Source organism: Halothiobacillus diazotrophicus, from assembly GCF_001663815.1.
Lineage (GTDB): Bacteria > Pseudomonadota > Gammaproteobacteria > Halothiobacillales > Halothiobacillaceae > Halothiobacillus > Halothiobacillus diazotrophicus.
In genome coordinates this window covers 1,809,638-1,836,200 of the sequence record NZ_CP016027.1, presented here as the reverse complement: position 1 = coordinate 1,836,200, position 26,563 = coordinate 1,809,638, and the positions used below count along the sequence as shown (strand labels likewise).

Annotated in this window: 20 protein-coding genes; 10 read left to right on the top strand and 10 right to left on the bottom strand. The window is 63.4% G+C overall.

The window, feature by feature from the left end:
* Nucleotides 1-5: 5 nt before the first annotated feature.
* Genes A9404_RS08005 through ada form a run of 3 tightly spaced genes read right to left on the bottom strand, consistent with a single transcriptional unit; the run spans nt 6 to nt 2,769 of the window.
* Nucleotides 6-923, bottom strand: coding sequence for an AlkA N-terminal domain-containing protein (locus tag A9404_RS08005; protein ID WP_066099982.1), 918 nt, complete (start codon nt 921-923; stop codon nt 6-8).
* On the bottom strand, nt 920-1,576 hold the full coding sequence (gene alkB, locus A9404_RS08000; RefSeq protein WP_066099979.1) for a DNA oxidative demethylase AlkB: 657 nt from the start codon (nt 1,574-1,576) through the stop codon (nt 920-922). Before alkB ends, A9404_RS08005 begins: the two co-directional genes overlap by 4 nt.
* Entirely contained in the window at nt 1,573-2,769 is a 1,197-nt protein-coding gene (ada, locus tag A9404_RS07995; RefSeq protein WP_082922834.1) for a bifunctional DNA-binding transcriptional regulator/O6-methylguanine-DNA methyltransferase Ada, read from the bottom strand. Before ada ends, alkB begins: the two co-directional genes overlap by 4 nt.
* A 237-nt stretch (nt 2,770-3,006) precedes the next feature.
* Here ada and A9404_RS07990 point away from each other — a divergent pair, with 237 nt between their 5' ends.
* Nucleotides 3,007-3,402: a GNAT family N-acetyltransferase gene (locus tag A9404_RS07990; protein WP_066099974.1), complete on the top strand. Its 396-nt coding sequence runs from the start codon at nt 3,007-3,009 to the stop codon at nt 3,400-3,402.
* A gap of 33 nt (nt 3,403-3,435) precedes the next feature.
* Here the strand turns inward: A9404_RS07990 and A9404_RS07985 are convergent, their stop codons facing one another.
* On the bottom strand, nt 3,436-3,903 hold the full coding sequence (locus A9404_RS07985) for a nuclear transport factor 2 family protein (RefSeq protein WP_066099968.1): 468 nt from the start codon (nt 3,901-3,903) through the stop codon (nt 3,436-3,438).
* Between the two features lie 113 nt (nt 3,904-4,016).
* Between A9404_RS07985 and A9404_RS07980 the strand changes: the two genes are divergently transcribed.
* Complete coding sequence (locus A9404_RS07980; RefSeq protein WP_066099965.1) at nt 4,017-4,610, top strand: TetR/AcrR family transcriptional regulator; 594 nt, start codon at nt 4,017-4,019, stop codon at nt 4,608-4,610.
* A 22-nt stretch (nt 4,611-4,632) separates the two neighbouring features.
* Here A9404_RS07980 and A9404_RS07975 read toward each other — a convergent pair whose 3' ends face one another.
* Both A9404_RS07975 and A9404_RS07970 read right to left on the bottom strand, forming a co-directional pair.
* Entirely contained in the window at nt 4,633-6,633 is a 2,001-nt protein-coding gene (locus tag A9404_RS07975; RefSeq protein WP_082922833.1) for a DUF2207 domain-containing protein, read from the bottom strand.
* Nucleotides 6,630-7,157, bottom strand: a complete 528-nt coding sequence (locus A9404_RS07970) for a LemA family protein (RefSeq protein WP_066099962.1) — start codon at nt 7,155-7,157, stop codon at nt 6,630-6,632. Before A9404_RS07970 ends, A9404_RS07975 begins: the two co-directional genes overlap by 4 nt.
* Before the next feature lie 283 nt (nt 7,158-7,440).
* Here A9404_RS07970 and A9404_RS07965 point away from each other — a divergent pair, with 283 nt between their 5' ends.
* From A9404_RS07965 to msrA, 8 genes are all read left to right on the top strand, one after another.
* Nucleotides 7,441-9,816: a bifunctional diguanylate cyclase/phosphodiesterase gene (locus A9404_RS07965; protein WP_197490307.1), complete on the top strand. Its 2,376-nt coding sequence runs from the start codon at nt 7,441-7,443 to the stop codon at nt 9,814-9,816.
* Nucleotides 9,817-10,022: 206 nt separating this feature from the next.
* Nucleotides 10,023-10,649: a hypothetical protein gene (locus tag A9404_RS07960; protein WP_066099959.1), complete on the top strand. Its 627-nt coding sequence runs from the start codon at nt 10,023-10,025 to the stop codon at nt 10,647-10,649.
* A 209-nt stretch (nt 10,650-10,858) separates the two neighbouring features.
* On the top strand, nt 10,859-13,387 hold the full coding sequence (locus A9404_RS07955; protein ID WP_066103032.1) for a cation-translocating P-type ATPase: 2,529 nt from the start codon (nt 10,859-10,861) through the stop codon (nt 13,385-13,387).
* A gap of 153 nt (nt 13,388-13,540) precedes the next feature.
* Nucleotides 13,541-14,002 carry a nuclear transport factor 2 family protein gene (locus A9404_RS07950; RefSeq protein WP_156521287.1) on the top strand — a complete coding sequence of 154 codons (462 nt, stop codon included), beginning with the start codon at nt 13,541-13,543 and terminating at the stop codon, nt 14,000-14,002.
* Between the two features lie 121 nt (nt 14,003-14,123).
* The gene (locus A9404_RS07945; RefSeq protein ID WP_066099956.1) at nt 14,124-15,446 is read left to right on the top strand and encodes a YVTN family beta-propeller repeat protein; all 1,323 of its coding nucleotides are present in this window, start codon (nt 14,124-14,126) and stop codon (nt 15,444-15,446) included.
* Between the two features lie 28 nt (nt 15,447-15,474).
* Complete coding sequence (locus A9404_RS07940; protein ID WP_066099952.1) at nt 15,475-16,053, top strand: sigma-70 family RNA polymerase sigma factor; 579 nt, start codon at nt 15,475-15,477, stop codon at nt 16,051-16,053.
* Nucleotides 16,050-16,943: an anti-sigma factor family protein gene (locus tag A9404_RS07935; RefSeq protein WP_066099949.1), complete on the top strand. Its 894-nt coding sequence runs from the start codon at nt 16,050-16,052 to the stop codon at nt 16,941-16,943. The genes A9404_RS07940 and A9404_RS07935 overlap by 4 nt, the downstream gene beginning before the upstream one ends.
* Nucleotides 16,944-17,081: 138 nt before the next feature.
* The gene (gene msrA, locus A9404_RS07930) at nt 17,082-18,383 is read left to right on the top strand and encodes a peptide-methionine (S)-S-oxide reductase MsrA (protein WP_082922832.1); all 1,302 of its coding nucleotides are present in this window, start codon (nt 17,082-17,084) and stop codon (nt 18,381-18,383) included.
* A gap of 331 nt (nt 18,384-18,714) precedes the next feature.
* On the opposite strand, the gene A9404_RS07925 is transcribed toward msrA, so the two are convergent.
* The 4 genes from A9404_RS07925 to A9404_RS07910 all read right to left on the bottom strand — a co-directional run bounded on the left by A9404_RS07925 (nt 18,715) and on the right by A9404_RS07910 (nt 26,045).
* Nucleotides 18,715-20,802, bottom strand: a complete 2,088-nt coding sequence (locus A9404_RS07925) for a putative bifunctional diguanylate cyclase/phosphodiesterase (RefSeq protein WP_066099946.1) — start codon at nt 20,800-20,802, stop codon at nt 18,715-18,717.
* Complete coding sequence (locus tag A9404_RS07920; protein ID WP_066099943.1) at nt 20,786-21,340, bottom strand: methanogen output domain 1-containing protein; 555 nt, start codon at nt 21,338-21,340, stop codon at nt 20,786-20,788. Before A9404_RS07920 ends, A9404_RS07925 begins: the two co-directional genes overlap by 17 nt.
* Before the next feature lie 462 nt (nt 21,341-21,802).
* Nucleotides 21,803-24,943, bottom strand: coding sequence for an efflux RND transporter permease subunit (locus tag A9404_RS07915; RefSeq protein ID WP_066099940.1), 3,141 nt, complete (start codon nt 24,941-24,943; stop codon nt 21,803-21,805).
* A 10-nt stretch (nt 24,944-24,953) separates the two neighbouring features.
* Nucleotides 24,954-26,045: an efflux RND transporter periplasmic adaptor subunit gene (locus tag A9404_RS07910; protein WP_197490305.1), complete on the bottom strand. Its 1,092-nt coding sequence runs from the start codon at nt 26,043-26,045 to the stop codon at nt 24,954-24,956.
* Nucleotides 26,046-26,563: the final 518 nt, after the last annotated feature.

Below are 26,563 nucleotides of genomic sequence, written 5' to 3'. Positions count from 1 at the left end.
CTCCGTCAGTAGGCCGTGCTCGACTGCCAGGCCCAGAGGTGGGCCGCGACCAGGGCGCGCCAGGGCGCGAACGGAATCAGCCAGTCCCGCGCCTGCTTCTCGTCGACGGGTGTTTCATTGTCGATGAGCCTCTGCAGGCCGCGACGGACGGCGACGTCGCCGTGCAGCGAGCCGTCCAGCCAGCCGAATCCGCGCAGCAGGGCGTAACTGACGGTCCAGGGGCCGATGCCCTTGACGGCCAGCAGCTGCGCGCGCAGTGCCTCGGCTGCTTCGGACGACAGGGGCCTTCCTGTTCCGAGCCCGGCGTCCAGGGGTAGCGATCCGTCGGCCACCAGGCCAGCCAGTCGATGCAGGGTTTCCGCCTTGGTGCGGGAATAGCCCGCCTGCCGGATCCGGTCGAGGGGGAGCGCCGTGATCTGGGGGGCTTCGGGATAGCAGAGCAGACTGCTCGAATGTGCGATGCCTGCGGTGACGATGAGCTTGCGCCGGAGCGACACCGCCGCCTGAACGCTGATCTGCTGGCCGGTGATGGCCCAGGTCAGTGCCTCGAACGGGGTGGTGGTGACGGGCACGCGCAGGCCCGGGTTGCGGGCGATCATCTGCCCCAGCTGCGGATGCTCGCGATAGGCGGCCTCGAAGGCGGAGATATCCTGATTCAGGCCGAGCAGGCGGTGCACCAGGGCCTGAAACAACGGCAGGTTGCCAGCGTGTGGCCCGTCCACCGTCAGAGCGGCATGAGCAACACCCTCCGCGAATTCGATCGTCAATTGGGCGGGATATCCGCCCCAGATCATCCCCTTGTACAGGCACGTATCGGTCACGCGTTCGGCGATTTCCTGGGGATCTCGTCGGTGGAAACTCAGGATGTCGCTGGGGCGGAAATCGGCGGGCAGAGTCAGGCTGCAGTCGAGTCGGGACGTCATGGCGGGCCGGCCTTGCGAAAGGTGAGATTGATGCGCTGGTCCGCCGTTGCCGGATGTGATCCCGGCTTGATGGTCTGCACGGCATGATAGGCCAGACGGGACGGCCCGCCCCAGACGACGATATCGCCATGCGCCAGTCGCGTGCGCGTCTTCGGTGCGTCGCGGGTCAGCCCGCCGAACAGGAAAACCGCCGGCAGGCCCAGCGAGACCGAAACGATCGGCGCCGAGCGGTCGGGCTCGTCGCGATCCTGGTGCAGCGAAAGCTTGCTGCCGGGTTCATAGCGATTGATGAGGCAGACATCCGGCGAAAAACCGGGAAATCCGGCCTCGGCCGCGGCCTCGACGGCCAAGCGGCGGAGCGCTTCCGGTAGGGCGGGCCAGGGGCGGCCGGTTTGCGGATCGACGGGCGTGTAGCGGTAGCCGTGGCGATCCGTCACCCAGCCCTGGGCGCCGCAGTTGGTCATCGCCACGGACATGGTCAGTCCACCGGGCGTCATCATGCGGCGAAACGGGGCCTCGGCGGCGATGGCGGCTACCGCCGCAAGCAACGCTGGCGCCTGACTCCGGGCTCGCCCGCGTAGTATCATCGCGCCCTCGGCCAAGGTCTCCCGGCTGCCTTCGTCGGCCAGCGCCGTGTCGATCAAATCGTTCATGGCTTATCCGGGGCCAAGTCGTCGATCAAGGGGGCGGCCCGGGTGTTGCCCCGGGTGTTGGCCCGCGCGCCAGTTCGGGCGCCGGTTTTGGCCTCCCGTTCGAGCAGCGCACGCTTGCGCTCGACGCCCCAACGGTAGCCGGACAGCGTCCCGTCGTTGCGGACGACCCGATGGCAGGGAATGGCCAGCGCCAAGGCATTGGCCGCACAGGCGCCGGCCACGGCACGCACCGAGCGCGGGGCACCGATGCGCTCGGCGATCTCGGTATAGCTCGCGGTCGAGCCGACGGGGATGTCCTGCAGGGCGCGCCAGACACGCTGCTGGAAGGCCGTGCCCTGGATATCGAGGGGCAGATCGAGTCCTCGTTGCGGCATCTCGATGAAACCGATCACCTGGGCGATCCAGTGTTCGAATTCGGCGTCACCGCCGATGAGCGCCGCAAGGGGAAACCGATCCTGAAGTTCGCGTACCAGCGCATCCGGATCGTCGCCCAAGGCGATGGTGCAGATCCCGCGCGTACTGGCCGCGACGAGCACACAGCCCAACGCGCAATCGCCGACGGCAAACCGCAGGGTGGTCTGCGCCCCACCCTTTCGAAAGTGCTTGGGCGTCATGCCCAATCGTCGATCCGATTCCGCGTAGAAACGGCTGTTGGCTTGGTAGCCGGCTTCGAAGATCGCTTCGGTGATCGAGCTGTCGCCCGTCAGCGCCCCACGAACCCTGCGGGCGCGAATGGCCGTTGCATAGGCTTTCGGCGTCACGCCGGTGACGGCCTTGAACATCCGGTGGAGGTGATGGGGGCTCATGTCGGCGTGGCGGGCGAGTTGATCCAGGTTGGGGAGATCCGCCGATTGCTCGATGAATCGACACAATTCGGCCACGCGGGCGGCCTCGCGTTGCGCGCGGGGCGGTTGATCGGGCTTGCAGCGCTTGCAGGGGCGGAATCCGGCCTGTTCCGCCGCCTGGGGCGTGGGGTAGAACGTGACGTTTTCCGGTCTGGGCGTGCGGGCGCCGCAGGTCGGCCGGCAATAGACGCCCGTGGTGCGAACCGCATAGAAGAACTGCCCCTCGGCCGCAGGGTCGCGGGCACGTACCGCCAACCAGCGCGGGTCGTCGATGCCGGAGGATGAGGTTTCGGTCGTCGTCCGGGTTGGCGCCGGCTCGGTGTCCGAGAGTGGCATTCGATGGGTCATGGTTGCTTGTCCTCTCTGCCGGATTTTAGGTCGATCCTCGGGTCTATCTTTAAGGCCTATCTTCAGGGCCTATCTTCAGGGCCTATCTTCAGGGCCTATCTCCAGGGCCTATCTCCAGGGTCGGTCCCGACTTCTGGAAGGTATCCTAAACGGCAGACGGGGCCGAAACAGCCCGCATCTTGCTTTTGAATTCCACGCAAGGCTCAATGGGGTCCATCGTACCCGGAGCATGGCCGCATGATCGAATATCGTCTGAATCATCCGCTCGATGCCGCCGAGGTCGCCCGGGTTTTCGATGCATCCGGCATCAACCGGCCGACGGCGGATCTCCCGCGCATCGCCCAAATGTTCACCCGGGCGGATCTTGTCGTGTCTGCCTGGGATGGCGACTGCCTGATCGGCGTGGCGCGGGCGCTCACCGACCATGCCTATTGCTGCTATCTCTCCGATCTCGCCGTGGATGTGGCCTACCAGAAGCAGGGTATCGGCCATGAACTGATCCGGCTGATTCAGGACGACATTGGGGAGAATGTGACGCTCATTCTGCTGTCGGCACCCGGCGCGATGGCCTATTACCCCAAGGTGGGCTTCACGCGGGCGGACAATGCCTTTGTGATCCGCCGCAAGGGATAGGCAACTGCGTTACCAGTCGATGTGTTTTGAGACTCAGAGCCCCAGATCGCTGAGTCCCGGATGTGTGTCCGGTCGTCGTCCGAGCGGCCAGCGGAATTTCCGCTCGGTCTCCTTGATGGGCAGATCGTTGATGCTGGCATAGCGATGCGTCATGAGGCCCTGCGCATTGAACGCCCAGTTTTCGTTGCCATAGGCACGGAACCACTGGTTGGCGTCGTCGCGCCATTCGTAGGCGAAGCGTACGGCAATGCGGTCCCCGTCATGGGCCCATAGCTCCTTGATGAGTCGATAATCCAGCTCTCGGGTCCATTTGCGCTCGAGGAATTGGCGCACCTGTTCCCGTCCTTCCGGAAATTCGGCGCGGTTCCGCCAGCGCGTGTCCTCGGTGTAGACGAGGACAACTCGTTCCGGATCGCGGGTGTTCCACGCATCTTCGGCCATGCGCACTTTTTGGATGGCGGTTTCCCGGGTGAAGGGGGGAAGGGGCGGCTTAATTTCCATGCTGAACTCCTGTCGATCAATGGTCGATTAATGGTCGATAATGGCCATGTAGACAGATCTGTCTACATGGCCGAGTCTATCCACGGTAGACAGAGCTGTCTACAATCCGTGGCATGAGCAAGCTGTCCGCAGACAAACCGACATTGACCCAACCATCCGCGCGAATGCGCATTCTCTTGGCCGCGCATGACCTGTTCTATCGGGATGGGATTCGCGCAACCGGGGTCGATCGGGTGATCGCCGAATCCGGTGTGACCAAGGTCACCTTTTATCGACATTTCCCCAGCAAGAACGATCTGATTCGCGAATTTCTGGCATTCCGGCATCAGCGCTGGATGACCTGGTTCACGGAAGCCCTGCAACGACATGGGGGGGATGATCGGGCCTTGGTGCCGGCCCTGGCCGAATGGTTCGGCTCGGAAAACTATCGTGGCTGCGCTTTCATCAACAGTGTCGGGGAGCTGGGGACGACGCTGCCGGATGTGGTGACGATCTCTCATCGACACAAACAGGATATGGCGGATGTGATCGCAGGGTTGCTGCCGGAAAACCCTCAGCGGGCGCAGCATGCCCGGGCGCTGGCCCTGGCGGTAGATGGTGCGATCGTCCGGGCACAGATGGATGCATCGCCCGAGGAGGCGTTGCGAACCCTGGACTGGATCGTTCATTTGCTGCCGATCTCAGGAAATGGCACCGACTCGGAATAAGCCTGTCCCCGGTTTTGGGTGATTACCAGCCCCCGCCGCCGCCTCCACCCCCACCGCCGCCGGAGGATCCTCCGCCCCCACTCCCGGACGACGAGCCGGGCGGCGTGGCCGCTGCCGCGATGGCATTGGACATGGCGCTGCTGAACCCGCTGGACAGGCCGCTCAGCGCGTTTCCACCCAGATAGCCGCCGTACCAGGCCGGCCCGGCGTAGGTGTCGGGCGACGTGCCGCTGTCGCGCAGACTCTGTGCGAAGCGACGGGTCCAGGCGTCTTCGACGTCCAATGCCATGGCGTAGGGCAGGTAGGTTTCGAACATCTGCCGGTCCACGCGCGGGCTGTAGGTCATCTTGAGGTCGCTGGCTTCCGCCACGGAAAGGTACAACCGGAAACCCTCGATGCGGTCGAGCAGGCGTCGGCCGAGCAGGGTCGGGGCCTTGAGGAGGTGGTGGAACAGCAGGATCAGGCCGATGCCCGATACCAGCAGCAGGGCCACCAGGATGCCGATGCCCCGAACCAGCATGACGATGCCGAAAACCTCGCCGCCGATGAACGGCAGGGCGAAGAGCGTGGCGCCCAGGGCGCCCAAAAGGTTCAGGAAGTTTCCGCCGGGGCTTCCGACCTGGCGCCATGCCCCGATAGCGCGTGCGACAAGCATGTACACGCCGAAACTCCAGATCGTCAGCCACAGACTGAGGAAGAGTCCCAGCGATTTGTCCTCGGTGTCCGGCAGGGTAAGCAGGGCCGTGGCGTAGCTGACGACCAGGAGTGCGACGCCAATCCACAGGTAAGTCGCGTTGAGCCGGAAATTCCGGGCGGCGTACTCCCGGCGCAGCGCCTTTTCGTGGGTTTTCCGGACCGTCTGGATTTCCGCGTGGTTTTCCTGTCGGAACCGGAAGTGCCGAGGCCAGGACTGCAGTGCCTGGTTCAGCGCCGCTTCGCTGGTCGTCAACGATGGCGGCGACTCGGCGTCCAGGCGTGTCAGGGTGTAGTCCCCGTCCTGTTCGTCGATCGTGCAATAGCCCTTGGCCGCCAGGCCCACCAGCGCGGCGGCGAAGGTCTTGTTGTCGTAGCCCATGTTCCGGACGAAGCGCATGGCGGCGGGCGAGAGGCCGTCCGGCGGGCTGTAGCGCGGAATGATGACCCCGGCTTCCGGGTCTCGCCCCACGCGATACCAGGCGATGAGGAAGTAGCCGAGCAGCAGGATCAGGCCGCCCCCGGCGATCAGCGCCGAGCGATTGTCCTCGAGCCACCAGCCCAGGCGCGTTTCCCGGCTGGGTTCGCGGACAAAGCCCTTGGGCCAGCTGACCACGATCGTCAGCCCCGTATGCGGCGGCAAGGGGCGGGTGGTGGCGAATTCGGCCAGGCCTTCCGTCGTCACCTTGGCCGTGTAGTCCTGGCCCTTGGCCCCCTGCGGCCCGGTATAGCCCTCGACCCGAATGGCATCCCGCGGTACGCCGTCCGGCAGGGTGACGGTGGCGCGGGCGTGGTCGATCGGAAATTTCCAGTCGGTGCCGGTGACGTTCCAGTACAGCTCGTCGTGGTCGGAAAAAACCCCCAGCTGACGATCGGTTCGGTAGACGAGGGTATAGGTGTGGATGCCCGGATTGAGCAGTCGGTTCTGCTGGCCGATATAGATGCGGATGCCGTTGCGCTGCGTCTTGGTATGCCAGGCGACGGGCTGGCCGTCGAGCAGGACCTGCGCCAGCGAGAAGCCGACGCGACGATATAGCCCGAGCAGGGTGCGATAGCGTAGGGGCAGATCGCGATAGATACCGTGGCGGATCGACCGGCCTTCGGCCCGGACACGCAGGGTCTCGCGAACCTGCAGGCCGCCATCGGGCTCGACGACGACGGCACTGTCGAAATCGAGAATCCGCTCGTCGGCGAGGGCGGCGACCGTACCGGCGATCCAGAAGCCAGGGAGCAGCAGAAACAGGAGCAGCAGGTGCAGGAGCGGTCGTCGAATCGGTCGTGCGAATTGGCACCGCTGCCCGCGTCCCGGTGCTCCGCCCGGCCTGTTCATTGGCCTTCTCTCTGGAAATACACGGCGTAGCGATACCCCAGGGTGCGGGCGATGAAGAGATCGGGGAAGGAATCGATGCGCGTGTTCAGGTTGCGCACCGCGCCGTTGTAGTAGCGACGGGCATGCTGGAGGCTGTCCTCGACGGCGGAGATGTCCCGCTGCAATTCGAGGAAATTGGCGCTGGCCTTGAGATCGGGATAGGCCTCGGCCAGGGCAAGCAGGCGATGTACGCCGGTCGTGATCTGGGCTTCCAGCGCACCGCGTGCGGCGGGGTCTTCGGTTTGGCCGCTGCGGGTGCGCAGGGCGGTCAGCGTTTGCAGTGTGGCCTGTTCGTAGGCGGTATAGCCCTGGACGGCCTCGACCAGTTTCGGGATGAGGTCGTGCCGACGCTTGAGCTGGACATTGATGTCGCTCCAGGCGGCCAACACCCGGTGTCGATCGCGCACCAGACGGTTGTAGATCCAGATCGCCCAGACAAGGGCGGCCAGGACAAGGAGACTTCCCAGGATGCCAAAGCTCAGCATGTGCTTCCTTTCCGTATGACCTGCCGATTCGTCGTCGCAGTCTAGCCGATTCGCTCCGGAGCGCCCAGCGGACTCCGGCACCTCGGTCGATCAGGGCGGGGGGCAACACGAAGTGATCCCCAAGCAATGACAGGATCAAAAGAATCGGCGATGATGAACCCAATTCAACTTTGGCACATGCCTGAGGATGAACGATCGGCTTCGCCGACGGGGTGTACGGGTGGAGGGATCAAGCTGTGCCTGGGAATTTTGTCCGTGGAGAGGGTCTGCCGGGTGGCGGGCGGTGCGTGCCGAGGACCGACTGCGGTTCCCGTCGGTCGGCGCGGCTGTCGCGCGGTTTCTTGCCTCGGCGGACCGACTGCCCGGCATCACGGGTGAGCGTCGCATGAGCGAGATGCGCGGAATGCCGATGTCCGCGGAGTTCGGGTATCCCACCAACGGAGAGTACAGCGCACTGTCGCGCGAGGAGCAGGAGCAGATCCTGCAACTGCAGCAGACGGTTCTGACCTCGGTCGCTCAGGGGGCCGATCACCGGGCGATCCTGGATCAGGTTTGCCGGTTGGCGGAGCAATTGCTGCCCAATTCCGTCGGTTCGGTCATGTTGCTGGACGAGAAGGATGAGCTCCTGAACGTCTACGCCGCGCCGAACATTCCGCCCGAGGGCGTGGCCCGACTGAATGGCTTGCGGCCGGGACCGGGCGCCGGCTCCTGCGGGAATGTGCTTTTCACCGCCGTGCCGCAGTTCGTGAGTAATACTTTCACTGACCCGCGTTGGGAGGATCTTCGCCAGATCGCTTACGATTTCAATCTGTGCTCCTGCTGGTCCATCCCCGTCTATTCCGCCGAACGCAAGATCGTGGGCACGTTTGCCCTGTCGAGTTTCGAGCACCGCTCGCCCAGTCCCTTTCACCAAAAACTGCTGGAAATCGGCGCGTCGATCATCGGCATCGTGCTTGCGCGAAATAAGGTCGAGGCATCGTTGCGCCTGTTCGAAACGGCGATAGCCGGCAGCGAAGAGGGGTTCATGGTCGTCGATACCGGTTTGCATATCCTCAGCGTGAATATGACGTTTACCCGGATGTATGGCTATTCGGCCGAAGAGGTCATCGGTCAGACGCTCCCGATGCTCCGCTCTGATGAGCACGACGAAACTTTTTATTCGGGGCTGTGGGCGAACGTCCGACGGTTCGGCCGCTGGCAGGGCGAAGTCTGGAAACGTCGGAAGAATGGCGAGGTGTTTCCCGAGTGGCTCAATATTTCCGCCGTCAACGATACCGAGGGCACGACGACCCACTACATCGCCACGTTTAGCGATATCAGTCGGCGTAAATCGACGGAAGCCCAGATCCAGTATCTGTCTTCTCACGATGCACTTACCGGCCTGCCGAACCGCATGTTGTTCCAGGATCGGCTTGAGAATGCGATTGCGAATGCGGCCCGCGACCATCGGCGGGTTGCGTTGCTGGATCTGGATCTCGACAACTTCAAATTGCTGAACGACTCGCTCGGCCATTCCGCCGGGGATACGTTGTTGCGCGCGGTGGCGTTGCGGTTGAAGGGGTGCATTCCCGAAACCGACAGCATCAGTCGTCTCGGCGGCGATGCGTTTTTGATCGCCCTGACCAATATCGACAGTGTCGACGCCATCAATCACGTGCTGATTGAGGTCCTTGCCCAGGTTGCCAGCCCGTTGGATATCGATGGCCGTCCGCTGTCGCTGACCTGTTCGATCGGCGTGGCGGTGTATCCGGATGACGGGGATCAGTTCGAAACCCTTCTGAAGCGTGCCGACAAGGCGATGTATCACGCCAAGGAGGCCGGGCGAAACACCTATCGCTTCTTCACGGAGCAGATCAATACGGACAGCCTGGCGCACCTGCGGATCGCGCACAGTCTTCGTGCGGCGGTTCGGGCGCGCGAGTTCGCGCTGCATTACCAGCCACAGATCGATCTGCGGACCGGTGCCCTGGTCGGTGCGGAAGCGCTGATCCGTTGGCACCATCCCGAGGAGGGGCTGGTGCCGCCCAACGACTTCATCGCGATCGCCGAGCAGACCGGGTTGATCGTGGAGATCGGCGACTGGGTGCTGCGCGAGGCCTGCCGTCAGGCGGTGGCCTGGCAACGTGCCGGTCTGCCGCCGCTGGTGGTGGCGGTCAATATCTCCGCCGTGCAATTCCGTCGCGGAGACTTCGAGCAATCCGTGCTGACGGCGCTGTCGGAAAGCGGGCTTGCCCCGCGCTTTCTCGAGATCGAACTGACCGAGTCGGTGCTGCTGCATGACATGGAGATCATGCTGTCGCTGATCAATCGCCTCAAGGATCTGGGCATCAAGCTCGCGATCGACGATTTCGGTACGGGCTATTCGAGCCTCTCCTACCTGAAGAAATTCAAGGTCGACCGATTGAAGATCGATCAGTCGTTCGTTCGGGACATCGGCCGCGATCCCGAGGATCGCGCGATCGTCAGCGCCATCGTGCAGATGGCCCGCGCCCTGAATCTGCAGTCGCTCGCCGAAGGAGTGGAAACCCCGGCCCAGCTGGAGTTCCTCCGGGCTCAGGGGTGTGACGAAGCGCAGGGCTACCTCTATAGCAAGCCCATGCCGCCGGAGGCGTTCGAGGTCTTTGTCCGCGCCATGGGCGACGAGGTCCGGGAATACTAGGGATTGTCTGGCGCTTTGGTCTGGGACAGTCGGGTCCGGTATACACCCCGTTCACAATTTGCCGACGTTTCTCCATCGTGTGGTGTCTGATTTCTGCCGAGTTTCTGTCAGAATGCTCAAATAGATCTGTCTGCTAATTATCAGTAGACAGAATTCATGTGGCGTGTTTTTCCGCCGATCATCCCCGGTTATCAGGAGTCCCGATCATGAACGTCAATGCCATTTCGACGAACAGCTACTGGTGGTCTCAAGTCAACAACCCGAGCCAACCTCTCGGGACCGCCTCGGTCGCTTCCGGCGGCACCCCGTCGGCGGGCGGGTTTCAGGGGGTCATCCTCAACGCCCTTTCCGGAAGCGGCACGGCGGGATCGGACCCAACGGGCACGACCACCGCCGCAAGCCTCAATCCGACGCAGCAACAGGCAATGGGTGCGTTCATGCAATCGCTCTTTCAGGCGTTGCATGCCCAGAATGGCGCTACCGGCAGTTCCGGTAGCGGGGCGTCCTCGACGGATAGTGACGGTGATACGGATGGCAGTACGGGGCGCGCACGGGGCGCCGGTCGCCATGGCGGACATCAGCGCATGAACATGGCGTCCGACCTGCAGAGCCTGATGAGCCAGCTTGCATCGTCCTCCGCGACAACGACCGCCACGAACTCGGCATCGGGGGGCATTGCGACCACCGGGAACCTGTCCAACCTGCAATCGAGCTTCCAGACACTGGCTGATGCAATGGGCGTATCCGGCGCCAACCTGAGCAATTTCCTGTCTAATCTGTCCAGTCAATTGCCGGTTCAGAACCGACAACAGGCCGTCAACACCTACGCCTGAGCCTGGTCTCTCTGACCTGAGAGGTTGCTTAGAACCCCGCCGAAAGCCGGCGGGGTTTTTTGTCTGGCGCTGCCCAAGGGATGAGAGCGGACGAGCCAGTACGCGATCCAGGGCTCCTGACTGAGCGACGCGCCTTCTGCGGACGATCGTCGGCGTATGATGGTTGGGGTTGTACGATGACCCTTCGAATTGACCATCCCGAGCATCCCATGATTGATAATGCCTCCCCGGAATTGCACGGATTGACCTCGGCGGCGGCCGCCGAGCGCTTGGCCGCCGAGGGCCTCAACGAGCTGGGTCAGGAGCGGCGGCGCACGCTGTGGGCCATCGCCGGCGAGGTGATCCGCGAACCCATGTTTCTGCTGCTGCTGGGCGCCGGCGCCATCTATCTGCTGATGGGCGACGTCCACGAGGCACTCATTCTGCTGGGGTTCGTGGGCATCATCATGGGCGTGACGATCCTGCAGGAGCGGCGGACCGAACATGCGCTGGACATGCTGCGCACGCTGTCCAGCCCGCGGGCGCTGGCGATCCGCGATGGCGTGCCGGTGCGGATCGCCGGGGCGGAGGTGGTGCGCGAGGACGTGCTGATGCTCACGGAGGGCGATCGCGTGCCGGCCGACGGGTTCGTGGTCGAGGCCCACGAGCTGGCTGCCGACGAATCCCTGCTGACGGGCGAGTCGGAGCCGGTGGCGAAGTTTCCTGCCGATTCGGACGATCCGACGGATGCGGCCCGAGACCGGGTGTTCGCCGGCACGATGATCGTGCGCGGTCAGGGCCTGATGTGCGTGACGACTATCGGCGCGCAGACCGAGCTGGGGCGGATCGGAAAATCCCTGCAAGCCATCGGTGTCGAGGCCTCCCCCCTGCGCACCGAGATTGCCCGTCTCACCCGGCGCCTCGCGCTGATCGGGGCCGGGTTAAGCCTGTTCCTCGCCGGCCTGTTCTGGGCATTGCGTGGCGACGCCCTGCACGGCCTGCTCGCGGGCATCACCCTGGCCATGGGCATCCTGCCCCAGGAATTCCCGGTCATCATGATCGTGTTCTTCGCCCTCGGCGCCCGCCGGATCGCGGCGCATCAGGTGCTGACGCGGCGGCTCAACGCCATCGAAACCCTTGGCGAAACCACGGTGCTCTGCGTCGACAAGACGGGCACGCTCACGCGCAACCGCATGGCGCTGGCGGCCCTCTCCGTCGAGGGTCAGTTGCTGGTCGCGGACGATCTCGCGGCGCGGGATTTGCCGGAGCACTACCACGAGCTGATGGAATACGCGGTGCTCGCCAGCGAGATCGACCCCAGCGATCCGATGGAGCAGGCCTTTCACCGCTTCGCGCAGGATTACCTCGCCGATACCGAGCATTTGCATCCCGACTGGGCGCTGACCCGGGAATACGAGTTGTCCCCGGCGCTGCCGGCTATGTCCCATCTCTGGCGGGATGGTTCGCTGCCGCATGACGTGGTGGCCGCCAAGGGCGCGCCGGAGGCGATCGCGGATCTGTGTCATCTCGACCCAATCGCCCACGAAGCGTTGCGCCAGTCGGCCGATGCCATGGCTGCGCGGGGCTGGCGCGTGCTGGCGGTGGCCAAGTCCACCCATCCGAGCGGGCAACCGTTCCCGGATCGGCAGCACGATTTCCCCTTCGCGCTGGTCGGGTTGATCGGCCTGGCCGATCCCCTGCGCCCGGAGGTGCCCGCCGCCATCGAGGAATGCCATCGGGCGGGCATTCGCGTGGTGATGATCACCGGCGATCATCCCGGCACGGCGCGGGCCATTGCCGAACAGGCCGGGATCGATGCGGCGTCCGTTGCGACCGGTGAGGCGGTGGCGGCCATGGATTCCGCCACGCTGGCGGCCCGGGTGGCCGAAACGGATGTGTTCGCCCGGGTGACGCCGGCCCAGAAGCTGATGATCGTGTCCGCCCTGAAGCGCGATCGGGAAGTGGTCGCCATGACGGGCGACGGCGTGAACGACGCCCCGGCGCTGAAGGCGGCGCATATCGGTATCGCCATGGGGCGGCGCGGCACGGACGTCGCCCGCGAGGCTGCATCGCTGGTGCTGCTCGAAGACGATTTCACCGCCATTGTCGCCGCCATCCGTCTGGGGCGGCGCATCTTCGCCAATCTCCGTCAGGCGCTCGTCTACACCGTGGCTGTACACATGCCCATCATCGGCCTGTCGATCGTGCCGGTGCTGTTCGGCTGGCCGATGATCCTCATGCCGATCCACATCGCCTTTCTCGAACTCGTGATCGACCCGGCCTGTTCGATCGTCTTCGAGGCTGAAAAGGGCCGTCGGGGCCTCATGACGCAGCCGCCGCGGCCGCCCACCGAGCCGTTGATCGCCGCGCGGCATCTCGGGCTCAGCGTGGTGCAGGGCGCCGTGACCACGGTCGCGGCCCTGGCCTGCTATAGCTGGGCGTTGTCCCTGGGCGTGGCGACCGACTCGGCCCGGGCGCTGGCCTTCATCGTGGTGGTGGTGGCCAATGCCGTGCTGATCCTGTCGGCACGTTCGCCCGATGCCGATCTGCACCGGTTGTTTTCCGGCTTGTCCCCCGTTGCGCTGTGGGTGCTGGGCCTCACCCTGCTGGGGTTGGCGGCGATCATCGGTCTGCCCGGTCTGGCGGGCGCCTTCGACTTCCAACCGCCGCCCGGCGATCTGGCCTTGGCCGCGGCCGCCCTGGGCGTCTCCCTGCTGCTCCCGTTCGAGGGCGTCAAGCGACTGTTCCGGCCGCGGTAGCGTCTTCGCGGGGCGGTCCCCAAAAAAAATTGTTCCAAAAAAAATTTCCAACGGCGGGAATAATCCGCCGCCCCGTCTCGTACACCCCCATGTGACGCGTTCAATCCGACGCGTTTCCGGCCATCGGCCGTTCATTCATTGGGGAGCTTATTCATGAAATCGATTTTTGCATCGACCGCGATCCGCGGTACCACCCTGGCCTGTGCCCTGTTCGGCGGTCTGATGGCCGCTTCCACCGCCTTTGCCGGTCCTGCCGAGGAGGCGAAAGCCCACTTCGCCGCCATCGGCGCGGGCGACGTGGATCGGATTGCGAACGCCTATACCGACGACAGCCGTTTCTACTGGGTCGGCGGGCCGCTGGATGGCGACTACACCGGTGCGGCGGCGATCCGTGGCGTCTGGACGAAATTCGCCAAGGCCCAGGGCGAAATGAAGGTCACCGTCGAGCATCTGGAGGAGGCGGCCAATCCCAAGGGATCGACCGTGACGGCCAACGTGGTGTTCGCCGGCAAGGCGACGGTCAAGGTGCGTTACGTGCTCACCTATCGCGGCGACAAGCTGATCGCCGAAACCTGGCAAATCGCACCGAAGCTGGCTGTCGGCGGCGGCTACTGAGCCGGGTCGCACGGATAGGTCGCCGAGGCGGGGCGTCGATCAGGGTATCGCCGCGCCGCCGCTTCATTTTCTGAGCGCCCACGCCCTTTATGCCCATTCTGTTTATCCCGAGGAAAGCCTGATGAACACCTTCCATGCCATGACGGATCATTCTGTGACCGATTTCAAGCCCCGCCCCGCCATGTCCGGGTTCCGGGCGCACTTCCCCCGACTCATGCTCGGCGCTTTTGCAGCCATGTCGTTCGTTGCGCCCGCCTGGGCCGGCGACGTGACGTTGGGCAAGGAAAAGGCCGTGACCTGCGCCGGTTGTCACGGCGCCCAGGGCATCGGGCTCAGTGGCGAGTTTCCGAATCTGGCCGGCCAGCAGGAGGCCTATCTCGTCAAGCAGCTCATGGCCTTCAAGACGGGGAGTCGTCAGGACCCGACCATGAACGCGATGGCGGCGTCGTTGAGCGAGGCCGATATCCGCAATCTGGCTGCCTACTACGCCAGTCTTTCCGGCTTCATGCCGACGGCGGTCGCTTCGACGGACGTGACGGCCCCGACTGGCCCGGCCAACCCGGCCCTGTTCCCGCAGCCCGTGTTCGTCACGCTGAAGAAGGCCGGTGCCGTGACGGCCTTCCCCGGCGAGAACGTCTGGTCCGGTGGGCCGGACATGCTCTACAACGCGCTCACGCCCGACGGCAAGACGCTGCTGGCGACCAGCCCTTCCACCGGCAGCGTGTACGTGTTCGATGCGGCCACGGGCAAGCAGCGCGCCGTGATCCGCGTCGGCAAGGCGCCCAAGGGCGTGAAGATCATGCCGGATGGCCGGTTCGCCTATGTCAGCAACGAAGGTTCCGACGAGATCAGCGTGATCGATCTCGCGGCACTGAAGGTGGTGGATACGATCCCGGTAGAAAAGGCACCGCACAACGTTCGCTTCACCCGGGACGGCCGGATCGGCTACGTCACCCTGCAGGGCGGCGCGGGGATCGGCGTGATCGATACACGCGCGCGGAAGATGACGCGGGTCATTCCCGTGCCCGGCATCACGGGGCCGCACAACATCGACCTGTCTGCCGACGAAAACACGGCATATGTGCGTGATTTCGTGCACCATGTGGCGGTGCTGGATCTGAAAAACGGGACGGTGAAAAAGGTGATCACGGTCGGCAACGGTCACGGCGGTATCGACGTGGCGCCCAACGGGCGCTATGTGGCGACGGCCGCCATCGGCGACAACGTCATCTCGGTGATCGACACCCGGGATCTGTCCGTGCGCAACGTCACGGTCGGCAAGGGGCCGCATGGTATCCGCGCCAGTGCGGACAGCCGCTGGATCTACGTCACACTGACCCAGGAAAACGCCGTGGCCGTGGTCGATGCCAAGACCCTGACCGTGACGCAGAAGATTCCCGTCGGGGCCTTCCCGTTCTGGGTGGCCGTGCCGGGGAATTCGTGATGAATCGCGGGCCGATCGGGGGAAATCCATGAGTCTGGAGCGGGAAATCAAAGCCTGCATCCCGCGCCTGCGCCGCTATGCGCGGGTCCTGCTCGGCAGCGGCCAGCAGGCAGGGGTGGACGACCTCGTGCAGGACACGCTGGAGCGGGCCTGGCGCAAGATTCATTTCTGGCGCTGGGGCAGCGATCTGCGGCCCTGGCTGTTCGGCATCATGCACAATCTGTATGTGGATCAGGTCCGCCGCAACCGGCTGCCGACCCAGTCCCTGGACGATGCGGCGTTCGAGACGGCCGTGCCGCCCGGTCAGGACGGCCTGCTCGAACTGCAGAACCTGCAGGATGCCCTGCGCCGTTTGCCCCAGGAGCAGCGGGCGGTGCTCCTGCTGGTGGCGGTGGAAGAATTGTCGTATCGGGACGTGGCCCGAACCCTTGGCATCCCGCAGGGCACGGTGATGTCCCGCTTGTCGCGTGCCCGGGCGCGACTGCGCGAACTCATGGACGACGCGGTGCCCGCCGATGCCACGGCCGGCACCCTGTCAACCGCTCAGGCCGCCACCAGGGCCGGGCGAACTTCTCCCGTGGCGATTTCGATGAAGATAGTCAAATGAACCGATCCCCCCTTACCGAAGCCGATCTTCAGGCCTATGTCGACGAGCAGCTCGATGCCGCCCGCCGGGCCGAGGTCGAGGCCTATCTCGCCGACCATCCCGAGGAAGCCGCCCGTCTGGCCGACTATCGCCGACAGAACGCGCAGCTGCGGGCCCTGCTCGATGCCGAACTGGACGAACCGGTGCCGGTCACTCAGCGCCGGATCGTCCGGGAACGCACGGGGTGGCCGCAATGGCGCGCTGCCGCCATGGTCACCTGGGTTGCGCTGGGTGCCGTGTTGGGTGGGGCGTTCGGCGGCGTGCTGGGCTGGGAGCTGCGGGGTGCCCCGTCGATGCTCGCCCAGATGGCTGCGCCCCTGCCCTATGACAACGCACGGGTCGGGGGAACGCCTGGCCCGGTGACAGGCCAGCTCGCCGACCAAGGGGTCGGCCCGGCCCGGGCGCGCACCACCGTGGGTGATCGACTCGCCTGGCGCGCGGCCGTGGCGCATGCCGTCTACAGCCCGGATACCCGTCGGCCGGTCGAGATCGGCGCGGATCAGGAGGCGCAGCTGGTGCAGTGGCTCTCCAAGCGCCTCGGCGTCACGCTCAAGCCGCCCAGCCTGCAGGCGCAGGGCTATGAACTGATCGGCGGACGTCTGTTGCCGGGTGCAGAGGGGCCGGTCGCCCAGTTCATGTATCACGATGCCAAGGGCCAGCGCCTCACCCTGTACGTGTCCGGCGAGCGCGAGGACAAGCAGGACACGGCGTTCCACTTCGCCGAGGAAGGGCCGATCGGCGTGTTCTACTGGATCGACAACGGCATGGGCTATGCGATTTCCGCCGGCACGAACCGGAGCGAACTGGCCCGGGTGGCACTGGCGGTCTACAACCAGATCAACCCGAAATGACCGTCGATATCCATCTCTGTGCAGGCTGGCGGTAAGAAATCGCCGTGTCGCCCGACGAATCTTTCGAGCAGAACAACGAATCAAGCCGGATCGGTCGGTAAGTCACCGGTTCGGCTGCTATACACTGAGGAGGCGACCATGTTCGCGATCACGCAGAAATTACGCATCTTGTTGGGAGTCTTGATGATGGGTATACCCTTTGTGGGTTCCGCCGCGGATACCGCGCCGACGAACGGGAAAACCGAGTCCATCGTGCTCGGCATGGGTTGTTTCTGGGGTGCGGAAAAACGCATGTCCGAAATTCCCGGCGTGGTGCACGTCGAAGTGGGCTATGCCGGTGGCGATGCGCCCAAGGTGGACTACGAGGACGTGCTCGGCGAGGAACGGGCGCGCCGTCGTGGCGACACCACTGCCCGCAATCACGCCGAAGTGGTCAAGGTGACTTTCGACCCGGCGAAGGTGAGCCTGAAAACCGTGCTCATCAAGTTCTGGGAAAACCACAATCCCACCCAGGGCGACCGCCAGGGGAATGACGTCGGCAGCAACTACCGCAGCGCCATCTATTACACCAGCGAGGATCAGAAAGCCGTGGCGATCGCGACCCGCGACGCCTATCAGGCCGCGCTGACGAAAGCGGGCTATCCGGCCATCACCACCGAAATCGCGCCGCTCAAGAACTACAACCGGGCCGAGGAATACCACCAGGATTACCTCAAGAAAAACCCCAACGGCTATTGCGGCTTGGGCGGCACGGGTGTCGCCTATCCGCAAGCCGGGGCCGCCGAAAATCCGCAGCCGCCCCAACTCAAGGCGGAAGACCTGCATTTCGACCGTCAGCTGATCGTGTTCGAGGCGAAGGACTGCCCCTTCTGCAAGCAGTTCAAGGCGGATGTGCTGGACGGCTGGCAGTCCGAGGTGCCGATCGTCGCCACCCTCAACCCGCATGCGCCCGAGGGTTGGACCCTGGACAAGGCCCTGTTCGCCACGCCGACCATCGTGCTGTTCGAGCACGGCAAGGAAGTGTCGCGGTACACTGGTTACAACGGCGACAAGGATCGCTTCTGGAAATGGCTGGGCTACCAGCTGCTCACGCCGGAACAGCGCAAGATCGCCTTCGAGCAGGGCACCGAACGGCCCTTCACCGGCTCGCACCTCGATGAAAAACGGCCCGGCACCTTCGTGGACCCGATCACCGGCGCCCCGCTGTTCCGCAGCGACACCAAGTTCAACAGCGGCACGGGCTGGCCGAGCTTCTTCAACCCGGTACCCGGCGCCATCGTGCTCAAGGAAGACAACTCCTACGGCATGCACCGCGTCGAGGTGATCAGCGCCAGCTCCGGCATCCACCTCGGACACGTCTTCGACGACGGCCCGCCACCCACCGGCAAACGCTACTGCATCAATGGCGACGTGCTGAAGTTCGTGCCGGATAAGTCATGAACGCCTTACACCAAATGAGCGCGGATTCGGCGTTTTTCTCATGGTTCATTTTGAGCGGCATCTCCCCCGAGTCGCGCCTTGGGGGTTGACGACGGTATCCGCGGATTCCTGGGGGCGTGCCCTCATGTGTCAGTCAACACCGCGTAAAGGCGCGCACAGACCGTCATTGCACCGTCGACGGCCAATCGGCGAAATTTGATTGCCTGTCGTAATGGGCATCCGGTTCTCTACATGAAACCAGTACGGGTGCGGCCTGAACGCGCAGGGCGCACTGATCGCTAAGTATGATTGTCTGCCGCCGTATCGCTCTCGATATGGATGTGACGCGCGTTTAGGTCATGAGGCAGGTGGACCGATCGAGTGGCATCGGGCGGCCGAGATGATATCCCTGAACGAAGTTGATGCCGAGTTTTTTCAGGATCACGAGCGTGTCCTGATTTTCAACGAACTCGGCCACGGTGTGCTTGCCGAGCGTGTGGGCAATTTCATGCATAGCCTTGACCATGGCAAGGTCGACCGAGTTTTGAGCGAGGTCGCGCACAAAGCGTCCATCGATTTTGACCCAGTCCACCGGCAATTCACGCAGGTAGGCAAACGAAGACATCCCCGCGCCAAAATCATCGAGTGCGGTTCGGCAGCCGAGTGCCTGGAGTTTTCCCAGCTCCATTGCCGTGCCGGCGAGATTGGCGATGGCGGCCGTTTCCGTGACTTCGAAAACGAGTCGCTCGGTCGCGACGTCGTGCTCCTGGCACTGCTGGGCGACATAGTCGGCTATTCCGCCGTGCTCGAGTGTCGTTCCCGATAGGTTGATGGATAGGGCGCCCGTTTCATGGGATATCCGTCTTAGGGCATGTCGAACAACCCAGCGATCGATCTCGGGCATCAAGCCAAAGCGTTCGGCCGCGGGCAAGAAGGCATTGGGCATCACGAGACTGTCGCCCTGATCGGCGAGTCGGATCAGTACTTCCGAGGCGGCGAGATCGTTCGTGTCGGTGCCCAGGATGGGTTGGATGTGCAGTACGAACAGATCGTCTCGCAATGCGCGTCTGATTCGGTTCAACCAGCCCATTTCCTGGGTGCCGGCCTTTGCGGCTTCCTCATCGGTATCGGTGTAGCGCCAGATGGCGTTGCGCCCTCTGTTTTTGGCGCGGCGACAGGCAAACTCCGCGCGACCGAGCACCAAATTCACCGCCAGAGGTTCGTGCAGGTCGGCGATGCCGATCGAGCAGCCGATGTCGGCGTATCCCTCGCTGCAGGTGAAGGTATAGGTCTCAAGGGAGGTCCGAATGCGTTCGGCGATCGCATCCACTTCGGCTGCGCGCGCGTCGGAAATCAACAAGGCAAACTCGTCTCCGCCCAGTCGGGCCAACAGATCGCTGTTGCGGGTGTGACGCTGAAGTAGATCGGAGATTTCCTTTAAGACCCGATCGCCCGCGCTATGGCCATATTGGTCGTTGACAAATTTGAAGTTATCCAGGTCGATGAATAGCAGGGCGGCGTCGTTCAGCGTGCCCCCCTCGTCGACCAGCCGATCGAGTGCGGATTGAAAATATCGTCGGTTGTACAGGCCAGTCAGGACATCGTGTTCGGCCTGATATTTCAGGTGAAGCAGATGGGCTTTGCGTTCGCTGATGTCGCTGATGAGCGCCGTAAAGACGGTTTCATCTTGCAGGATCAGTTCGCGAATCTTGATTTCCACGGGAAATGTCATGCCGCTTCGGTGCTGCGCATTCAATTCCATGTTTCGCTTGGGAAGGGGCTGTGACGATGATCCTTCTGGCCAAGCACCCGGGAGGAGGGTTTGCATCTGCACACCGATCATCGCGTTGGTCGGGTAGCCAAATAGCGTGTCGGCCGCAGGGTTGGAACTCAGCACCGTACCCTCATGGCTAAAGCAGATGACGGCCTCGGCCAGCGCTTCCAGGATGCCGTGCAGCCTGCGTTCGCTTTCTCGGATGGTGCGGGTGCGTTCTTCAACGCGCTGAGCGAGATACTCGCGATCGTGACGCAGCTCATGGTTGGCATGCTGGAGCTTTTTGATCTCCTCGTTCAGGATGGCAAAAGGCTTGGTTGCTTGCTCGCGGGGGCGGCAGTGCAGCACGAGAACCCCATTTTGGGCGACGGCACAACCCTCGCAACGCAGCGGCGGATTTTGCATGCCGGGTTGTTCGGCACGCGCGTGCAGTGTGCCCGGTGTCGGTGTTGCGGCACGGCGCCAGGTTTTGAGCAGTCGACCGACTGCGTCGGAATCCTCCTGGACGCTGTTTTCCAGATGCGCTCCGATTTGGGCGCGGGGAAAGAGCTTTCGTGCCGCTCGGTTGAGGGCTTCTATCACACCGTTCGGTTGTAGGATGAGCAGGGCATCGGGTAGCGTGTCGCCAATGGCTGAAAACTGCTCAGGATCAAACGATTTCATCATCGCCAAAATACTCGCGTCCCGTGCAAGCCAACGCTTCGGTCGTTGGGCGTAAATGGACCGCCACCCGACAGCACCCATCGCCGTTGGCAATGGTTTTTTGCAATTCGACCTTGGCGTAGCCCAGATTTTCGGCGGCAATGGTGCCGAATACGTTTGAGGTCATCATGCACATCGACGGTCGTCCGATAACCTTTTCCTCGAACGGGCAGCGGGTATTGAAAAACGTCATTTTTTCCGGCGTGCTTTCTTCCAGTCGGAATTGGCCGTTGATCCGGGCTTTCAGATCCACCAGCACTTCGGCGACCTGCTCGGCTGTCATGCGTTCAATTTGCCAGGCTTCGCGGTAGTTATGATCGATCCACTCCCCAATGCGTTGACCGACCACGCTGACGAATCCGGATGCCTCGTCCAGACCGACCACGTCTTGCAGGGTGCCGGAGAGTTCGCGAATCAGCGTCCGCAAGAAAACATCCCTTTCCAGCGCGATATCCAGATCCTGGGCGGGTAATTGGGCGGGGGAAGGGCTGGAAGTGGACATCGGTTTGTACCTCGTTTGACTGTGCGCTATATCCCTGTGATATATAGCATTGGTACCTATCTTGAAGGTGGCGATACTGGACTTTACAGTATATCAGGGTTTGTTTTGTTCTATGTCATGGCAGTCATGTTGTTAATTGGCTCATTATTTAGTCATGCATACATAAATGGTGATTGAAGGTATTTTTGGGTGAATGGTGGTTTATTTATTTAACCATTAATCGGGCGTGAAATAACGTGCCGTATTTGCTCATAGATAATCTCCAGAAGCGCAACTTCGCCTTGATCAGGGGCGATTTCCCCGCTGATTCGATGCGCCGACTTTGCCCGGGGCCGGGCGGGACAACGAACCCGTTTGGGGCGATGAGACGGTGCGGGCTGGGATGGTTTGGCATGCGGTCGATCGTCGGCTGGACATGGATTTGCCCCGTTCGTAGCGCGTTGTCGGGCGCTCAGGGGAGATTTAACGACGTCCCGTTTGGTAATGCAGATACAGGGCCGGAATCAGGTTGGTCGAGAGCAGGGCGCTCCACAAAATCCCCCCCAGAATCACGATGGCGAGTCCTTGCTCGGGGGCGGCGCCCTGGCCCCAGCCGAGGGCGGTGGGGAGCATGCCCAGAATGGCGGTGAGGGTGGTGAGCAGGATGGGGCGGAAGCGGATGCGGATGGCTTCCTCCACGGCATCGGCCGTCGATTGACCTGCTTGCTCGTTGCGCCGCACGCGATGGAGCAAAACGATGCCGTGATTCAACCCGAGGCCGATCAGGGTGAGGAAGGCGATCAACCCCGTGATGTTCAGCCCCACCCCACTCAAGCTAAGCGCCAGGGCACCCCCGGTGAAGGCGAGCGGGATTTGCAGCAGGAGCAGGCCGGGGGCAAGCGCGCCGTCGAATTGCAGGATCAGGATGCCGAACATCAGCGCGAAGGCGAGCAGGGCGGCGATGGCCAGGGCAATGCCGGTATGGATGAGTTCGGGGTAGAGGCCGGCGAAGCCGATGCGGTAGCCGCTGGGCAGCGGGATGGTGTCGATGGCCTTCCGGATGGTGGAGAGGCTATTGATGCTGGTTGGGGTGGCCAGAATGTCCAGGGCGCGGGCGCCGTCGATATGTCGGATCTGATTGGGTGTTTCGGTGAGCCGAATGTCCATGAGTTGCCCCAGGGGAATCGTGCGGGGCGTAGGGGCGCCTTGTAGCTGGATGGGCAGATCGCGCAGTTGATCGAGCGACAGGTGATGACTGTCCGCCGGGCGCAGATACAGGGCGAGCGGCTGATTGCCATCGGGAATCCGGGCGAGGATTTCGCCGGCCAGCAGGGGTTTGAGCTGGGCGTACAGGCGGGCGGGGGTGGTGTGATAGAGCGCTAGGGCGGCGGGCTTGGGGGTTAGGGTCAACTGGTTGATGGGGTAGCCGTCGTTATTGAAGACATCGGTGAGTTCGGGGACGCTTTTTCGCAGATGTGCGGTGATTTTCTGCGCGATCGCGCGCAGGGTGTCGATGTTTTGCCCATACACGCGAATGACGAACGGTTGCGGCAGGCCGGACAGGCTCTCGCCGACGCGTTCGATAGTCGGGGTGTCGATGGCGGTTTGCACCCCATCGAGTGCGCTGATTTTTTGTAGCCGGATACCGATCGCGTTTAGGTCGTCCACCGTGATGTTCGGACGCAGGACGATCTGAATTTCGCCCGCATAGGCCGGCTCCGTATAAGCGGTGCTGGCGGCAGAACCGATTCGGGCGAATACATGGCGGACGGCCGGATCCTGACGCAGGCGGGCCGTCATTTGGGCGACCGTGGCTTCGGTGTCGGTGAGCGAGGTGCCCGGCGGCAGGGTGAAGCTTTCCAGCATCACGCCTTCGTTCGGCAGGGGCAGGAAATTCACGGTCACCCAGCCCATGGCCGCCAGGCTGATCAGTAAGAGCAGCAGGCTGGCGGCCAAGCTGCTGCGCGGGTGGCGGCTGACGGCCCGGAAAATACGGTGGTTTGCCCGGTAGAGCGCGGCCACCGTCCGGGGGCCGGCGTCACGCCAACCCCTGTGACGCGAATCCTGGGTTTGTGCCGGGCGCGGCGCGGCGATTTCGGTGGCCTGACGGGGAACGAGGTATCGCTCGGCGTGCAGCAGCCCAAGCCCCAGGGGGATGACGGTCAGCGACACCACGAGGGACGCCAGCAGCGCGAAGGTCATCGCCAGGGCAAAGGGGACGAAAAACAACCCGGCCAGTCCGCCGACCAGCAGCAGGGGCAGGAATACCGCGACCGTAGACAAGGTGCCGCTGATGTCCGGGCTGGCAATGTCGCGCAGCCCGCGGCCGATGCCCGCCCAGCGGTCGTCACCCTGCTCCCAGCGATGAATGATGCTTTCCAGCACGATGATGGCGTCGTCCGCCAGTAACCCCACGGCCACCGTCAGCGCGCCGAGGGTGAGCAGGTTCAGGCTTTGCCCGACGGCATACAGCCCGGCAATCCCGAGCAATAAGGATAACGGAATGCTGACCGCCAGAATCCAGATCCCGCGGCCCCCGCCCAGCAGCCAGAACAGCACCAGGACGGCGAGCACGGCACCGATCAGCAGATTGCGCGTGAGATCGTTGCCGATCACGCGGACGAGGTGCCCCTGATCGTACACCCTGAGCCAGTGCGTCCCTTTGGGTAACTGGGCGAGGGTCGCGTCCAGCGTGGATTGCACGGCCTGGGTGACGGGCAGGGTGGATGCGCCGGGTTGCTTGAAAATCGTCAGGGCGATGGTGGAGTGGTCGTCCAGTGCCACGGCACTGTGGGTAGGGATCGGCGCGCGTACGATCCGGGCGAGGGCGGAAATCGGGATGGGGCCGGCGGCGCCCGGTACGGTGGTTTTGGCCAATTCGGCAATGGTTTTGGGCAGGTTGCGCGCTTCAATCAGGACATCCTGATGACCGAGGGTGAGATACCCGGCCGGTTGCAGAATCACTTGCTGCCGGAGCGCCTGCTTGAGGGCATCGATCGAAACGTGGTGTTGGCGCAGGGCAGTCAGATCGGGTTGAACCCAGAGTGCCTGTTCGCCCCCGCCATACACGTTGACCCGCTGCACGCCCGGTAGGGCCCGCAAGGCGGGGACGATCCGATTCTGAATCTGGCGTTGCACCGTGGCCGGTGCCACATCGGGGGGGAGGATCAAGCTGTAATCGGCCACTTCATTGATGGCATTGCCCATGATCTCGGCGTAGGGGTGGGCGTCGGCCGGCAGGTGGCTTCGGGCGCGATCGATCGCCCCGTTGACCGTTTGCAGATCCAGGGTGGGGCGGGTGTTCTCGGCAAAGCGCACATCGGTTTGCACGCTGCCGTGCCCGATGGTGGATCGAAGCCCTTCCAGCCCCGGCAAGGCCAGCAACTCGGCTTCCAGCGGACGGGCGATCATCTGTTCCAGCTCCTGGGCGGTGGCGCCGGGTGCATGGGTCACAATGCTGATTTGCGGATAGTCGAAGCGGGGGAGCACTTCCACGGGAATGAGCATGAAGGCATAAATGCCATAGGCGATCAGCGCGCCATACAGCAGTGCCCACAGGGTGGGTTTCTGCCAAAGGCGGCTCAAGGCGGGGGGCACAACGGGGGCATTGACGGAGTCCGGCATGGGGTAATGATTAATCCGGCTGCTGGTAGCGTTGAGCAAAATCGCGGTGGAACAACCGATAGACCTGTTCCACGATCACGCGGTCACCGGCTTTCAGGCCGCTGAGTACGGCGGTGTCGTCCCCCTGGCTGTGCCCGATGGTGACGGCCTGACGCTGCGGGCCGCGTGCGGTCTGTAATAAAACCCACCACTGTCCCTGATCCAGAATCAATGCTCGGGTCGGTACGAGCATTCGGGATTGCGGCGGTCGCGATAGCTCGACCCGGCCGGCGACGCCCATGACCCAATCGGACGGCGCCGTCGCCGCGATAGGACGCAATAAGGCGGGCCGACTCCCATCACGTGGATCGATGGGCAATACCTGGGTGACCCGGACGGCGATGGGGGTGTGCGAACCGAGGGGGAGAAATACCCCGCGCATGCCGGGTGTGATGGGTGAATCGAAAAAGCGGGCGGTAAGGTGCAGATTCTGGATGGGGGCAAGACGCGCGATGACTGTTCCCGGCCGGACAAGACTGCCGTCGACGTGTTCGACGGTCGTGACGGTACCGTCGATCGGGCTGCGCACGACGGTTTTTCGGATCAATTCGTTCAACCGAGCTTGGGCGACGCGTCGCTCGCCCTGCGCGCGTTTTAGGGCCTGTTCTGCACCGATGAGCTGTTGTCGGGTGCTGATTTGGTCGGACAGGGTGCGTCGGTCGATGGTCAGCAGTTGCTCGGCATGCGTTTCGGCTGCCGTGGCTTGCTGCAGACGCGCCCGATATTCGGCGCGACGTGCTTCGATCGTGGTACCGGTGAGATGCCCGATCACCGTATCCTTTTTGATGAGTTGGCCGGGCAGTATGCTGAAATCGGTGATTCGGCCGGTTTCCTGGGCGGTCAGCGCCACGTCGGCTACGGGCCGGATGGCCCCGTAGCCGCTCTGAGTTGGGGTGACTGTCGTGCGAACGACGACAACGCTGCCTGCCGGCATCTCGTCGTCGGCGATGACCACGCCGGACGACGCGAGCAGGCCGATTATCAGGAACAGGCGGGCGATAGATTGTGCTGAGCTTCGCTCGGAGCGATCCCCAAGGCGTCGACATTCGTTGGGCGCATTCATGCGTTGAGTATAGTGAGCACGATTTGGGGGGCGGGTTACGATCCTGTAATCCCGCCGGCAGATAGGTCCCGGATCTGCCGGCGGCAGCCACGTGACGGCTTGAGGGTTGGGGCAAATTCTTCCGCTGATATCCATTGTCTTGGGACGTTCTGCATAAATCGCCTCCGGCGCTTATCCCGGATACAGGCCAATTTTTCGATGCCTGTTTTCAGGAATCCGGAGAAGCGGGCGGCCTGGACGCCAATGACCAACTTCCAGGGACAGCGACACGTACCTGCTTTCGCGCCATGAGCGGAAATGCCTCACTCATTTGGGGTATGACTGTCCTTCTGGATGCATGCACACTTGACTGGTCGGGCGTGGCGCTCGATGGCGCTTGTTTTTACCCACGGGGTCGCCGTCATCGCACGAGGCCATCGGCTTCAGCCGCTGAACGGACACCGCGGTGCGGTAACAATCCCTGTGTCTTTTCGGGGTGTCGTAGCGTGTTCGCGAGTCTGGTCATGTGTCTTATGCCC